The sequence below is a fragment of the Candidatus Zixiibacteriota bacterium genome (assembly GCA_019038695.1).
Taxonomy (GTDB): Bacteria; Zixibacteria; MSB-5A5; order GN15; family FEB-12; genus B120-G9.
In genome coordinates, this window is the sequence record JAHOYZ010000026.1 from 68,429 (window position 1) to 83,786 (window position 15,358).

A 15,358-nucleotide genomic window follows, 5' to 3' on the forward strand; every position below is an offset into this window, starting at 1 on the left:
GCTCGTTTCTATAGTTGTACACGGCCGGCGGTCTGTCTGTGTCCGACGACAATCTCAAGTATAACCAATGTGGAGTTCGTGAGTCCACGAGGCCATCAGAACGCATACAATATAGTGAAATGCCAGCGGTATCCAAGTTCGATCGTGGGGGTCCTGAAATGACGGGCATAGTCAACTCGGATAGGTCCAGCTGGAGAATGAATCTGTACACCCGTACCATAAGCCACAGCCAAATCCGAGAAGCGAAATTTGTTTATGCTGCGGTAGCCGTTGCCGACATCGACGAAGATCGACTGCCAGAGCGGTAAATTTCTAAATAGATCGCCCAGGACAGGAATCGGGCTGAATATCTGAATCGTCTTCCAGCGAAACTCTTGATTGACAACTACGGTGAATCCAGCCCCGGGCAGGCTGTCGCTTTCCATCGGGGCCAGGCTATTTTCAGCGAAGCCCCGAATGGTATTGGCACCACCCAGGAAGAGACGGTCATTGGATGGCACAAGACCTGTCTTGCCAAACGCATCAACCCAGCCACCCTTGATACGTGTGGCAGATATCCATCCTGGCCACACCGGATGATACCCCGACCAGGAGACCTCCATTTTAACAAAATCCTCATCTCCGCCGAGAAATCCGCCGTAGTAGTCGATTGCCATTTCGCGCATGGAACCGGTACTCGGCACAAAGATATTATCCCTGCTGTCGCGTATCAAGCTCAGGTACAGTCGCTGGCGAACGGATAGTCCCTCCGTCTGACGTCGAACCTCATCTTCCAGTTCCCTCGGTACTCCACTGATATCAACCGATTGATATTCAAGACCCCAGATTGCCTTCGTGCGCGGACTAAAACGCTTGAAAGTAGACAGCGATGCTGACCACTGTTGAACTCGAAAATCCTGGACCGGGTGCTGCACCTCAGGCTCATAGGTAAAGGTCAGAGACAAAGGCATACGAATGCCTGCCAGCCAGGGTTCGGTGTATCTCAAGCGGTAATTGTGTTCAATGACTTGGCTTTTCTGTCCGACGCCATAAACGAGATCAAACAGGAGATCAATCCGGCGTGAGCCAAAAAGATTGCGTTTGCCAACCCCGACCGAAAAATCCCAACTCAAATCAGCATATTCGGACTGTCCGGCACCGGTCTTCACCGTAACGTAGCCAGGTTTTCGTTCGCGAACTCGCAATTGGAAATCAGGATTCAGCCGATCACTCAGGTTGTTGGCCCGTTCGAGCTGCAGTGTGGAAAAGTAGCCCGACTCATATACCCGTCGCTGTGATTCGACAATCTCGTAACGCCGATATACATTCCCTTTCTTAATTTTCAGTTCCCGGGAGGCCGTATAAGTTGGGTAGCGATCAGGACCTTCAATCGTGATCTCCCCAAAATGTACCAGGGAATCCGATTCGACAGTGTAGCGCACCTGTGCAGTCATATCGGAAAGAGTCGTATCCAGAACGAAATCGACCTGAGCATAGGGGTAACCATCGTTGGCCAGGATTGTCTTGATATCAAATGATGCCTGACGCAGGTCGAACAGGTTAACCGGGTCTCCCACTTTCAGTCGTTGAATGGCTTTTTGAAATTTATTCTCAAAACGTCTCTCGAAATGCCCTTCAATCGTTTGGTGACCGTATTTGAAACATCGTCCTTCGTTTAACGTGACCATCACCCGCGCCGAAGAGTCCGGCAAGATTACTTGAAAGCTCTCTTTGACTTGTATGCCAAGAAAACCGCGCGTTAGATAGAAATACTTTATTTCCAATGTATCCCGTCCGAACGACTCCCTCTGGACCCTGGTACGCCGATCACCTTTAAGGCTACCCCAGAAAGTTCTCACCCGTGAGTACATTCGTTTGCGAATTTCTTTATCTGAGAAGCTGTCATTACCATCAATACCGATGCTCTTGATGGCCGGCTTGTTGCGAATCCAGCGTAACGTCGCTCGATCCATAGCCACAGCCTGAAGTGTGGCTGCCAGAACCAGTATGGACACCAACAATGTAACCCGCAACCGCGTCATCAGAACTCCCAGTGAAATTTCAGACTAAGGTGATAGAGCTCTTCCTCATCCCGGCGTCCTTCAACCTGAAAGGCTTTGCTGAGACGGTAATCAAAACCAAGCTCCTGACGTGTTTGACCGGCAAGGGTGGAGCGACCATAAACGTAGAGTCGCGGAGCTGTGTAGAAACCGAGCGTTACCCTGGCATTCCACGGATTAAGCTCCTGGCCATACACGGGATCAATCTCAAAGGTTTCCACCCCAATCTGATTAAGTTGTCTGGCTCCGATTTGCGACATCTGACTGTAGCCCAGTCCAAACAATCGTTGCTCAATCTGACCTGACGACGAGAACCCATCGCGGGCGTAGTAGTTGGCAACGATGAGAGGGAGGATATCCTCACGAGTCATATCACTTCCTTCACACGGATTGATCTCCGGCAATTCGAGAGTACCGCCAATGTCCACACACAGCTCGACTGTCTCAGGCGTGGCATCGTCTCCAAAAGAATCTTCGACCACGCCGGCTATACGCGTATACCCGGTAATATCGAGTCGAGGATTGAGGGTGTCATTGCCCTCAAATATGACCCGACTTCCCGGCTCCAGACGAAAGGTCTTGTCAAAAAGGAAACCGCGGCCGCGCAGTATTTCCATCTCGCCGATGAATCGGTAGTTGCCGTCAGTTCTGATCAAATTGAGCTGGCCGGCAAACTCGGCATCGATATCTTCATTCCGGATCCAGTAATTAGACAGAATATCGATATTGATATTAAGATTCCACTCGTCATCGCTGGAAAGCGCCATCATCAGCGGTGAACCTTCATCCTGCTCGGCAAACTCCACTTGATACCGCATGGATGTGAGCGTTAGCGATCCGGTGACAAGAGGAGGACTGCTGCCCTCAATGTGCAAATCACCTTCGGCCTTCCCTTGAATATCATCCAGTTCATAGGCGAACGGGAATTCCTTCGGCGTCGTAACATCAAGGTCATAGTAGAATGTATCCAGCGCCTCAACAATGATCTCTCCCTCCACCTGAGCGTAACGTCGCCGTCCGTTTTCCTTTTTGTTCTCAGTGGTAAAGAGTTCAATACCTTCGATGACAATGCGATTATCGTGCATTGTCGCCCCAACCGAGTCGGCGAAAATCGGATGTTCGAGGTCAAAGTACTTCAGCCGAGCCCCATTGATATACGCTTCGCCGTCGAGATGCGGATCCTGGGGAGTGCCGGACAGTCGAAAATCGGCGTGGAAATCACCGGTCAAGTGTTCTACTGTCGGCATTAATAAACTGACAAGATCGAATCGTGTATCTGAGGCCACGACCGCAATATCCATCGGCAGATCAGGGAACCGATCGGTGCGGTCAGTACTCAGGGACAGGTCTGCGTGCAATGATCCACCAGCAACATATTCCCCTGGGTGTGAGACCAGCCGCACACTGTCAAGCGTGAGAAGGCGGTCACGATAGGCCATAGCTGTCATCAGATCACCCAGCACCAGGTCCTTGTAGGTCAGCGAATCTATGAACCCAAGCAGATTAAAGATCGGCTCAGAAATAGTACCCCTGAGGGTCGCATCTCCTGACAGAACACCATCGATTTCATAGATTGTATCAACCAGATTCACCCAGGGTGCCAGAGGTACTCGTACGACCGACACCTGCAACTCCAGCGCTTCGTCATAATCTGCTCTTCCCTGCACTGATAACTGCGCCTCCGAATTGCCAATATCAGCTTTGTCAAAAACGAACCCGGCCGAGTCAATATCAATCTGAAGATCCCCTCGATTGTGAAAAGGTCGATCCCATAAATGCAGCGTGAGACTATTAACCAGCAGTCTTTGGGGGTATGGCCCGTAATTGAACATACCCTGTCCATCCAATTGGACAGACTGACTACTAACCTGCAATGAATCAATATACACCAGGTTGGAATCCGTGGTCAGCCAGGCGTACCCGGTGTCATATGGTATTGGCCAGGCCTGTCCATCAAAGAAACTAACAGCCACCTTCCCCTGTTTGGAAGTCAAAAAGCGATCCATATCCACCCTGGCGTACATACTATCGGAGAACAGCTCATAGACCCAAACCGAGTCTGAAGCAAAGAACCCATGCAAATCGGGATCGGCGGTGAGACCGGAGATGGTCCCCTCAGCATAACCGCGGCCACCCGGTTGATCGATGAATAGCTTGCCACGATAGCGATCGAGGTTATTCAATTTGACACGTACACTAAGATCAATGTCATCGCGATAGGACACGCGGCCGGAAGTATGAAACACATTTTCAAAATAATTGACGCGGAAGGAATCCACAAAAGTGATCGAATCGGAGGTGATGATCATGTTGCCGGCCGCTTCATGTAACGGGTATTCATCAAACGACGACTCATACAGCTCAGTGGAAATAGCCATCACCATTGTGCTCTTGCGAAACGATTGTCCATCCATGCGCAGTTGGCCACTGAGGTTTGACTCAAAACTATTCGTGATAAGTTGCTTGAGGTTGAAGTTTTTTATGTCCGCGGTTAGATGGTACTCCTCGAGTGGCGCAGTGGAGAAATCGACACCACCCCAACCATCGACCGAACAGCCCCCAAGTATCGTTCCATAGAGTGTGTCCAGAGTCAGGTGCTTGTCGGCATATTGAAACCCCATGTGCAGGTTGTCGAAACTGACTATCATGAAGTCTCCGGCAATATCGGCGGTGCCCTCTACTCGGCCACCAGCGAAGGAGACCTCGCTATTTAGATCCAGAACACCCTTCAGATGCGGTCCCACATAGCGAGTGATATGCCCCAGATCTATATTGTCCGCAATCACACTAACATGTCCTGTCAAACTGTCCCGGGTAGCGACGTTGCCGCTGAGTCGAATCCTGGTATCACCTGAGAAGATATTCATGTCCTTAAACAGAATATTGCCATTGGCGTAGGTCACAGTTCCGGCCGCAGCATCCAGGATCACCCGTTCCTTATTCGTTGTGAACTCCAGTCGTTGAAGATCCACAGCGGCGGTACCGTTATCAAACTCGATCATCGACCATAACAATAAGTTTTCGACCAGAATCGTATCGATGCCATCAACAAAACGCACTGTCGTCTGGTTCAGAGCCAGGTCACCTATCCGGAATGCCATCGCCCGTGATGCTTCTCCGCCGGAGTCGGTAGTCAACTTTGGCAAGAGCCATCGTCCGGTGCTGTCGCGAACAATTGTGACCACAGCTGAATCGATATGCAGGTAGTCAAGGCTGTACTGTTGGTTCATAAGATTCGACAGCGAGTAGATGGTTTCCAATCGCGGTATCTCCAGAAGAAGATGGCGCTCAGCCCCGTCTATGTAATACAACGAAATATCCTTGACGACGATGCTCGAAATTATATCACCGCTTATCTGACCAATCTCTGCCTCGATTTCAGGCTGGTCAGCCAGCAGCGCTTCCAGCCGTGAATTGGCAAGCCGCTCCAGACCTCCGAGATGAAGGAAGTACACCCAGCCACCAATAATAATCAGCATGACTAAGCAGAACAGATAGAATGTGATTTTCCAGACTCGCCGCATTAGAGATCATCCAATCGGCTGAGGATTTTGAGAGAGGCAGGGTGTCCCAGCGGGGCCAGTGGAGCCATGTCTCCGATTACCAGTTCAACAAGACTCCTGTCAGCACCAACATTAAAAGCACCGCGAATATGCGAAAATAGCTGCTGTTGCCGATTCTCAACCATCAAACAAGCCACAATGGCCAACTCCCTGTCAATCGGCCCGAGACCCGGTCGAGAAAGGGTTTTTCCATAACCCTCCAGAACCATCCAACGAAAAATGTCGGGCGCAAATGACTCCACTCTGTCCTTGAGGCGATCGTAGTTATCTCCATACACTTGTCGACACAGTGCAACACCACGATCAAACCAGGTCTGCGATTCAATCGGACTGATCGGCGTTAGCTGTGACTGCAGATTCTCCACTGGTAACTTTTCCCCAAGATGATCGGCCGCTATGAGCATTCGCGGAAAACCAAGAAACAGATGCGATTGCAGCACTACCTCATAGAATTTCTTCCGGTCAAGCCCAATTCGCAATCCAGACTCTACCACAACCTCCAACAGGCGCTCGTCACAGACGGCAATAGCAGCCGAGTATATGGCCAGAACCCGTGTGGTCCCATACAGGGCTGTTTCGAACTGTTCCAACCGAACGTAAATATCATCAATGTCAATCCGGGAACTCATACGATCTAAGAAATGAGGAAACAAAACGGATGGCAAACTATAACTTGTCAGCGCAGACCCTGAAGCTTCTTTTCCAACACTCTCAGGGATTGCTTGAGATCACTAATCTCCTGCCGGAGAAACTCGGGCGAGTTGTCCGGCTGGGCCGGCTCATCGTTCACGCCATGGAAACTGTCGAAAGGTGATAGACGGAGTCTGCCTATCTGCAATGGAACTACCAGCGGTAGGTTATTACGCACAAGTCCGATGTCTATAACAGAACCGGGATGACTCTGACGAACGAACGAACGCAAAGCCACGGCAGAGGTTATAGCCTCTCCGTTGAGGCTGACCAACAAATCATTACATGCCAGACCCGCATTGGCCGCCGGAGACAGCGGGATGACATCGGTAATCATGACAGCACGGTCAACAATGAAGTAGCGCTGAGATTCAGCCCGGACCAATTGGGCAGGCATGGTCACTTCAATACCGGGAGTGATTTCAATATCCACACTGGTAATCCCGACGTAGCCAGCCTGTCGGTCTCCATGCCGGTATAGATAGCGCGCAACTTTGGCTAGTCCGGGTGACGGGACCGCTAACCCCACTTCCGCCCATCGGTCTCGTCCAATACCACCAGTGATTACGCCTACCAGCCAGCCTGAAAGGTCAAAAAGTCCCCCACCCACCGTCCCTGAAGTAATCTGGGCCGAAAACTGAATGGAACCTTCGGGTCGCATACCGGCACAGAAGCCCAGAGAAGGCGAGGCTCGAACGCCATACGCGTTGCCGATGGCAACTACCATCTGCCCCGCACAACCGTATTGATGAGCCAGACGCGCCGGTCGTCCCAGCGGTATTCCGGCACTCACCAGAGCCAGCCCGGTGTGGTAATCAATACCGATCAATTGGACGGAAATAACCTGATCTGCAAAACGCACCAGCAAATGATCTCGCCCCACAACCGATGAGGCAGCGACCAGAATGCCGCCCATGCTGTCAATTATTACTCCTGAAGATATCAGGCGGTGGACACTCTCGTGCTTCCCCGAATGGAGTCCGGAACGGGAATTAGAAATCGACTCTAATGTGACAATCGACCGGGAAGTGCGATAGACAAGGTCATTGAGTCGATCTTCAAGGATAGTCAACGAGCTGTCATTTGCCGAAACACCAGTTGCCAGCCCGAAGAGAAAGAAAACTGCGACAGCTGTTGATGCTGCCGCAGTAGAACGAAAAAACGTTAGCATTCTTAGTACGCTGCGCTTCCCCCTTTCGGCACATCAGCTGCCTGATACACACGCACGACTGGTCGCACTCGATAATAAGTTCGATTCCAGGGAGCGGTTTGATTCGTACCGGCGGAAACCTGTGTCAACCCTTGCATCGGTGACACGCTTCCAGCTCTCATACGATCTACAACACGCTGCGACAGGCGATCAAGGCGATCTGCTTGCTCCATTTGTGAGGCAAGCGACCAGTCCTTATGCATGGTGCCGGTCATATTTGGATTATCCAGCGGTTGAACAGTAAGATATGAATCATCACCAAGATCTGCCATCCCCGACCCAAGATCATCCGAAGACGGTTGTAATCCCACCATGACAAAGGCAAAAACCATGCAGGCGGTAACAACAGCCGGCGCAACCACTCCCCAGCGAAACGCTGGAGCTTTCTTAGGCAGGAAGGCTTTGGTCCTGGTCTCAGCAAACCGTTCCCGAGCCACGCGATTGAGCAGCTGGGTGTTGAAGTCTGCTGTTACCTTAAAAACATTTAGTTCTCGACCAGCCTCGGTCAGTGAGCGATAGTCGGCCTCTTCTTGACGGCAATCAGCACAAGTCGCCAGATGCTCGCTCATCGCCAGCCTCCGACGGCCGTCAAGCTCGTCGCTACAATAAGCTGACAGGCAAGAGCGTGCTTTTCGACAACGCATTATGACTCTCCATTCTTGGTTTCAATTTCTCCCTAAGCATCATCCGGGCGCGATTAACCCGGGATTTGACGGTTCCAAGCGGTATTTCCAGAACCTTGGCCACTTCATCATACGGCATTTCCTGCAGATCGCGAAGCATGAAAGCCATCCGGTACTTCTCGGGCAAGGTCTTAATGGCGGCATCAAGGACCTGCGGAAGCCTACTGGGGATTTTTGGATCAACAGCAAACTCGGTCTCAGTCCCTTGCATGTCGTCGATGTCGTAGTGTTTGAATCTCCTTCGCTTGCGCAGCTCGTTGCGGGCAAGATTCAGCCCGATGGTATAAATCCACGTTGAGAAACAATGCTGGAAGTTGAAGGACTGCCGGTGCTGGTAAACCCGCACAAAAGTCTCCTGTACAATATCCTCGGCCTCATCCGGTGAGGATAACATACGGCCAATGACGTTCATCAGACGATTCTTATAGCGATCAACCATCCCGTTGAAAGCTACCATGTCGCCATTCTGAATGGCGCGCATTAGCTTGAAATCAATCTCTTTTTCTGTCTCTTTGGCTTTAGCCATATTTATTCCCGTTTTCAGGAGCTTTCATAGAATCATACTAACTGATCGGTGAAAAGTTCCCGAATTTCTCAGCTCTCTGCTTTCAATATATTACAATGTAACAAGTTAGCAAGGGAATTGCCAACGTAGTTGGTTCCCTTGCTCACTACCGAAACAGCTCAACCCAGAGAGTCAGGTAGATCAGGAAGCCAAAAACGGCCATAAGTCCGACCGGGATGGCTATTTCCCGGTAAACTTTCAGTAGATCGCTCTTGAAATAGTCGTTGGTAAGAATCAAACAAAGGTGGGTAGGCGAGAGAATCATACCCAGATACCCTGACAAATAGGCAAGAAAAATATACCCAGGTTCGACAGCACCCGGATTGAGAAATCCGGCGAGAATCGTGTACCCCATAGCAACAAAAGCGGCGACCATGCCGGTCAGTATACCTGAAGCAAAACATACTAGAAATATGACCAGTTCGATCGGTAAATTGTATTGCAGAGTCAGGCTGGGAATAGCAGCTATGGCTCCCGACAATTCCAGCGCCGTCTGAAACGATAGCGTACCAAAGATCAGAAACACCAGTTTGTATGAGAAACCTTTTTTAAGTGCTGATATCAGATGCTCTCGATTTGGTCGAGCAACCAGAATCAAAGCAAGCAAACCCAATCCGACCGACAGGGCCAGTTCAATCTTGAAAATGCCGTATATAGCAATAGCAAAAGGAATGGGCCAGATAGATTTCAGAATGCCGTACAGAGCCCGACCGATATGCGTCTGATGGTCGTTATCATTAACGACTTTGGGGGTAAAAAAAACCAAACCAAGCAGCGTCATCAGAATTGCCAGCGGCAGTTGCATTAGCGACACACTACCAATAGGCAACCCGGTAAGCGCTTCGGTGAGAATAATACCCGGATAGATAGGCCAGGAGAACTCCACGATGTGCCGGAACCAGTAGTTTGAAGCGGTTCTAAATTCTGGCTTATACCGCGAATCAGATAGAACATTGCCCACCAACGGGGCCGACAACAGCGACCCGCCCGGCATGGGCATCAGACCTACCAGCATGGGCAACATGCCAACTGCCGTCTTGTTACCACCGGGAAGTTCCTTGGCCGCCTTTGTTAGGTGCTTAAGGGAGTGCAGCTCCTTCAATAACTGACCCAAACTGGTAATGAAAATAATAATCGCTGTCAGAGAAATAAATCGGCGCGACTTCGCCAAATCCCAGTATCCCTCCAGAAGGGCTGTGAATTCGACTTGATATAATAGCGCCGTAACCAGCCCCGCACCGAACAGAGTCACACCAACAGTGACTTTCTTGCGCAAAGCCAAAACTATCAGAATCAGAACAATGAGCAACTTAGCAGCATCCATAGGGGGGAAGAAACAGCCGAATCGCCCCCATGTCAAATGATCAACCGGCTTGACATTTGGAATCTGAGACTTAGTTTCTCTGCATGGCAATCTCCGGCAATATAAAGACAGTTGTTTCTCAGAGTCAGATTCCCGCAATTGATTTCAGGCAGATCGCATTCGAGCCGGGGGCTGTCTGGCTGGATTCGTCACTATGTTTTGCCGATCGGGGACATTCCTCATTCATAGCCCACCAGCCGGTCATGGATATATACCAACAGGGCCAGCAGGTTGTTGTGACCAGACCTGATAGCCATAAGACTGTCCGACTTGACGCTGATATCTTTGAGGTCCTGGAATCCTACTGGGCTGATCACAGCCTTTTCAGTGTAGGATATATTTCTTATGAGGCGTGTCACGGGTTTCTTGACCTTGAAGAGATATGCCCACATGATGACATTCCTTCCGTACGATTTCTCTTCTACGAGCGAGTACAACAATATCGTCAACCCGGCAACGATTCTACTTCAAATGACAGTATTGACTATCCCGATTCGCGACTGACCAGGATTGTGCCGACTCTATCGCGTGATGAATATTGTCACCGAGTGAGCCGTATCAAAGAATATATCCGCGAAGGTGACATATACCAGGCCAACTTCACAACGCGATTCGACATCCACTCCCCCGCCGATCCGTTTGATGTTTACGAGCTGTTACGCCACCTCAACCCGGCTCCATACAGCGCCTATCTAAACTTCGGTGACTACCAGGTTCTGTCATCTTCACCCGAACGTATGTTTCTCAAAACCGACGATTCTATCACCTCCGGTCCCATCAAAGGAACGATCGCTCGCTCAGATTGTCCCGAAGATGATGCCCGACAATTACTGGCCTCGAACAAGGATCGAGCAGAACTACTCATGATCGTTGACCTGGTGCGCAATGATCTAGGGAAGATAGCACAAACAGGTTCGGTTCGGGTGGATGAGATGTTCAAGCCTGAAGTGTATTCTTCGGTAGTTCACTTAGTCGGCGATGTCGCCGCCAAAATTCACCCCAAGACCCGACTGACGCAGATTCTCAAAGCCTTACTACCGGGGGGGTCCATTACGGGTGCGCCCAAGCGACGGGCTGTCGAAATCATAAGTCAACTCGAATCAATCCCGCGCTCTGTGTACACTGGCTGTATCGGTTACGTCCATGGCAACCGCGCTGATTTTAATATAGCAATCAGAACTATGGTCCATAGTCGCGGAGTCTACCATATCCATGCCGGCGGTGGTATCGTCGCCGACAGCGACCCTGAAGCCGAGTACCGCGAGATGCTGCTAAAGGCCGACAATCTCTTCAGAGCACTCAACATCGAACGAAAAGAGATGGCATGTTTCAAACCATAACCACTATCAACGGTCGGTTCGTTCGACGCGGACAGGACAAAATATCGGTCTTCGATAACTCGCTGTTGTACGCTGAGGGTCTATTCGAGACATTTCTGGCTATTGATGACAGAGTGGTTTTCGGCAATGAACATCTGCGACGCCTGCGCCGGGGAGCAAAGGTGATTGGGCTTGAGATTCCTGTCTCGTCGTCTCGACTAGCATCATGGATGACCCGCACCCTGCGACGACATCCTGACCGCATCAAGAAACTCCGTCTGACCATGACCAGTGGCGAAGCTGCCCGATGGATCGGAAAACAGGGTCGACCACAGGTCATTCTAAGCGCCTCACCCCATCAGCTGCCGACCACCCCATACTCACTCTTCGTGTCCCCTTACCGTGTCGATCAGGATAGTATTTTTCGACGCATTAAGACAATTTCGTATGCAATCCACGCTGCTGCGCTCAAACAAGCACACACACGACGCTGTGATGATGCCCTGCTGGTCAATACCAACGGGCACGTAGCCGAAGTAACTTCCGCAAATATCTTCTGGGTGAGGCGGGGTCGCGTTTACACTCCACCCATTGCCGCCGGATGTCTGGAAGGTATAACACGCATGGTCGTAATCAAGGAATCACGGAAACTCGGTCTCGATGTCACCGAGAAGAACATCACCTTGGACAATATGCTCAAGGCAGACGAGATTTTCATTTCCAGTTCACTCAAGCTTGTTGTCAGTGTATCGCGGATAAGGGATGGTCGTCGGGTCCACAAGCTTCCGACCGGACCTGTGACACAGTTGCTGGCGCAGCGTTTTCGGTACCTGATTAAGATCGACTGATAATCCTTTCAGCAGTCACGCCCACCGATCTCTTTTTGTTGACTATTCTTCGATACGGCCGCTATCGTAAACTGGAAACAGAAATCGATGACAGAGGTTAATAGGTAGAATACAAAATGATGAAGTTCGTATTACGATTATTGATTGGTTTGGTGGCCGCACTAACATTGACATCAATGGTGGCTGCCCAGGATGAAACCGGGGCAGGACAGACCAGCCTCTATGATGTTCCCCCTCGTTATCTGGTTGATATGCCAACGGCGGGCACTCTTCCTCGCGGCTACTACAATATCAGTATGCGCCTTTATCCCAACGGCGGAGCTCTGGGACATACCGACATTGGCTTGTCACATCGGCTAATGATGGGGATTTCTTTCGGTGGGGAGGATGTAGTTTCAGATCGCAGTCCCGAATGGAATCCTTCGATTGAGTTCAATATCAAGTTCCGTCTGATTGACGAACTGGAGTACTTCCCGGCCGTATCAGTCGGTTTTTCGTCGCAGGGAAGCGGTCAGTATAACGGCGCCCTCGAACGTTACGCCTTCAAATCACGCGGCTTTTATGCCGTAGCCAGCCGCAGTTTCTATTTCTACCAATGGACCGCCGGTTGGCATGCCGGAATAAATTACTCGCGTGAATTCAAGCAGGACGGCGACGAGCAGGTTAATTTCTTCGGTGGATTTGACGCCACATTCAAATATAACCTGGCGCTACTGGCGGAGTATGATGCGGCTCTCAATGATGACCGCTCCACACACGATTTCGCTGGGAAAGGACGCGGCTATCTTAACGTATCAGTCAAATGGCTGTTTACCGAGAACCTTGAATTGGAAGTTCTTCTGAAAGATTTGCTGGAAAACCGGCGTAACTCAGAGACCTTCACCCGCGAAATCCGTCTGACCTATATTGATTGTTTTTAATGACTAATAGTCACACATAGGCTGAGCACTGATAAAGACAAATTCCTGACCAAATAAGAAAGTGGGCAGACATAACGTCTGCCCACTGTAGTTCAACTTCATACCCCCAGAGAAAACAAACCCCTACAACTTCGCCGCAACGGCCTCGGCAATTTCGAGGGTAGTATTACTGCCACCCATGTCGTAGGTGCGTACCTTGCCCTCTTTGATGACATCAGCTATAGCACTCTCCAGAGCAACGGCTTTGTCTTTTTCACCCAGATAATCAAACATCATCTTTGTCGTTAGTAACATAGCCATCGGATTGACCTTGTACTGACCGGCATACTTCGGAGCTGAACCGTGTGTCGGTTCGAACACCGCATAGTTATCGCCGATATTGCCCGACGCTGCAAAACCAAGTCCACCGACCAGCTGAGCGCACAGGTCACTGACGATGTCGCCAAACATATTTGATGTCACGATCACAGAATAGTCCATCGGGTTCTTCACCAACCACATACACATGGCGTCAATGTTGGTTTCCCAGAGCTCAATATCTGGATACTTCTTGGCAACTTCACGGGCGGTACGAACCATTAATCCCGAAGTCTCGCGAATGACGTTTGGTTTCTCGACAACCGTCACCGACTTACGATTAAACTTCTTGGCATACTCGAAAGCGTCGGTAATAATGTTTGTACATTCTAACCGAGTGTTGATTCGCAAAGAAACTGCGGTATCCTCGGCGGCAGAGCTGTCGAAACGGGCCATCTTCGGGTTGTGTTTCTTGATGACCTCGCGTACTTCATCCGGTAGTGGATGAAACTCGACACCGCTGTAGAGATCTTCGGTATTCTCGCGAAAGACAACAAGATCAATACCTTCTTTGTAGTTAAGCGGATTACCGGAGTATGCTTTGCACGGTCGCAGGTTGGTGCGCAGGTTGAACTCCTGACGCAGGCGGACGATAGGCGACGCATAAATGTGTCCTTTTCCCTGCAATTCCGGAGCTAGGTCGTTCTCTGCCTCTTCCTTCGGCAACGATGTAATCGCGCCAAAGAGTGCAGCATCAGTGTTATTGAGAAGGTCAGTGGTACGATCAGGAAGCGGGTTGGCTTCGCTCTTCCAGAATTCCCAGCCGATGTCGCCATGAATGTACTCAGCATCAAAATTCACTTTATCCAGAACGATCTTCGCTGCTTCCATAACGTCGTTTCCAACGCCGTCACCTGGCAACCAGGCAATTTTGTACTTGGCCATGATTAGAGACTCTCCAAAGATTATAGAGTAAATGATAGGTTGAACATATGTGAGGTGCCCAACCCCCTGCGATAGGGGACGAAAGCATAGTCGACAGTTATATTCCGTTTAGTGAACGAAGCACCGGCTGAGAATTTCTCAGTGTCGTAATTGGACACCCAGCCAGCACGCACCTGGAATAGACGATGGACAGCCACTTCCGTACCCAGATGCAAATGCTGCCGGTCATCTACGTGGACCAACTCAAAAGCTCCCCGGTATCTATCACGATGATACGACGTTCCCAGACGATAGGTCGTCGGCAGTGATATCAAATCCGATTCGTCACCGGTTGCTTTACTGAGTACAAAGTCAGATCCTATATTGGTCGCGGAAAGGCCAAAGGCGAGATACTTGCTGGCCTGGGCCTGAAGACCATAGTCGAAATTGAAGACGCTCCCTCGATGGGCTCCGATTTTTTCAATTATCCACCCCATACTAAAACCGGTTGAGAGGCGATCCGTAATCCTGAACGCCAACCCGCCCTTGAACGAAATATCGTGAGCGTCAAAAATACCATCCGGGATCGCAGTGGGAACATCTCCACGCATCTCAAGGTTACTGACCGTAGCGAAACGTACACCACCGTGGAGATAGACCTTCGGTGACAAACCCATAGCAAAATGGGATGTTTCCATACGGATATCTTCCCAATAGGAATTGTGTCCCAACGAAACTGTGAAGTTCGTCACGCCTACCGCTCCTGCTGGATTGTAGGAAACCGCATCAGGGGTTTTGTCAATCGTGACAAAAGCACCCCCCATCCCAGAAGGACGGGCACCGGCTTCGACTTTGAGCAAAGCCAGGCCGCTGTTGGCCGCGGCTGAACCTGCAACAAATATCAGCACAAACAGGGCTATCGCTATGCGCATGTTAT

General features: G+C 50.4%; 12 protein-coding genes. 3 read left to right on the forward strand and 9 right to left on the reverse strand.

The features are described 5' to 3' along the window. Positions 1–95: 95 nt before the first annotated feature. The 7 genes from KOO62_09435 to KOO62_09465 form a co-directional block, all read right to left on the reverse strand. Positions 96–2,021, reverse strand: coding sequence for a BamA/TamA family outer membrane protein (locus KOO62_09435; protein ID MBU8934214.1), 1,926 nt, complete (start codon positions 2,019–2,021; stop codon positions 96–98). After that, positions 2,021–5,563 carry a translocation/assembly module TamB gene (locus tag KOO62_09440; GenBank protein MBU8934215.1) on the reverse strand — a complete coding sequence of 1,181 codons (3,543 nt, stop codon included), beginning with the start codon at positions 5,561–5,563 and terminating at the stop codon, positions 2,021–2,023. Before KOO62_09440 ends, KOO62_09435 begins: the two co-directional genes overlap by 1 nt. After that, positions 5,563–6,231 carry a carboxymuconolactone decarboxylase family protein gene (locus tag KOO62_09445; GenBank protein ID MBU8934216.1) on the reverse strand — a complete coding sequence of 223 codons (669 nt, stop codon included), beginning with the start codon at positions 6,229–6,231 and terminating at the stop codon, positions 5,563–5,565. The genes KOO62_09440 and KOO62_09445 overlap by 1 nt, the downstream gene beginning before the upstream one ends. A 47-nt stretch (positions 6,232–6,278) precedes the next feature. Next, complete coding sequence (locus tag KOO62_09450) at positions 6,279–7,463, reverse strand: S1C family serine protease (GenBank protein ID MBU8934217.1); 1,185 nt, start codon at positions 7,461–7,463, stop codon at positions 6,279–6,281. Between the two features lie 2 nt (positions 7,464–7,465). Continuing rightward, entirely contained in the window at positions 7,466–8,146 is a 681-nt protein-coding gene (locus KOO62_09455) for a zf-HC2 domain-containing protein (GenBank protein ID MBU8934218.1), read from the reverse strand. Beyond that, positions 8,103–8,711: a sigma-70 family RNA polymerase sigma factor gene (locus tag KOO62_09460; protein MBU8934219.1), complete on the reverse strand. Its 609-nt coding sequence runs from the start codon at positions 8,709–8,711 to the stop codon at positions 8,103–8,105. Before KOO62_09460 ends, KOO62_09455 begins: the two co-directional genes overlap by 44 nt. Before the next feature lie 145 nt (positions 8,712–8,856). Beyond that, entirely contained in the window at positions 8,857–10,074 is a 1,218-nt protein-coding gene (locus tag KOO62_09465; protein ID MBU8934220.1) for a DUF401 family protein, read from the reverse strand. A gap of 83 nt (positions 10,075–10,157) precedes the next feature. Here KOO62_09465 and pabB point away from each other — a divergent pair, with 83 nt between their 5' ends. From pabB to KOO62_09480, 3 genes are all read left to right on the forward strand, one after another. Next, positions 10,158–11,453: an aminodeoxychorismate synthase component I gene (gene pabB, locus KOO62_09470; protein ID MBU8934221.1), complete on the forward strand. Its 1,296-nt coding sequence runs from the start codon at positions 10,158–10,160 to the stop codon at positions 11,451–11,453. Then, positions 11,438–12,280, forward strand: coding sequence for an aminotransferase class IV (locus KOO62_09475; GenBank protein ID MBU8934222.1), 843 nt, complete (start codon positions 11,438–11,440; stop codon positions 12,278–12,280). The genes pabB and KOO62_09475 overlap by 16 nt, the downstream gene beginning before the upstream one ends. Before the next feature lie 116 nt (positions 12,281–12,396). Beyond that, positions 12,397–13,200: a YjbH domain-containing protein gene (locus KOO62_09480; protein MBU8934223.1), complete on the forward strand. Its 804-nt coding sequence runs from the start codon at positions 12,397–12,399 to the stop codon at positions 13,198–13,200. Between the two features lie 123 nt (positions 13,201–13,323). Here the strand turns inward: KOO62_09480 and KOO62_09485 are convergent, their stop codons facing one another. Together KOO62_09485 and KOO62_09490 are read right to left on the reverse strand one after the other, a co-directional pair. Continuing rightward, positions 13,324–14,442: an isocitrate/isopropylmalate dehydrogenase family protein gene (locus KOO62_09485; GenBank protein ID MBU8934224.1), complete on the reverse strand. Its 1,119-nt coding sequence runs from the start codon at positions 14,440–14,442 to the stop codon at positions 13,324–13,326. Between the two features lie 20 nt (positions 14,443–14,462). Then, positions 14,463–15,353 carry a PorV/PorQ family protein gene (locus KOO62_09490; protein ID MBU8934225.1) on the reverse strand — a complete coding sequence of 297 codons (891 nt, stop codon included), beginning with the start codon at positions 15,351–15,353 and terminating at the stop codon, positions 14,463–14,465. Positions 15,354–15,358: the final 5 nt, after the last annotated feature.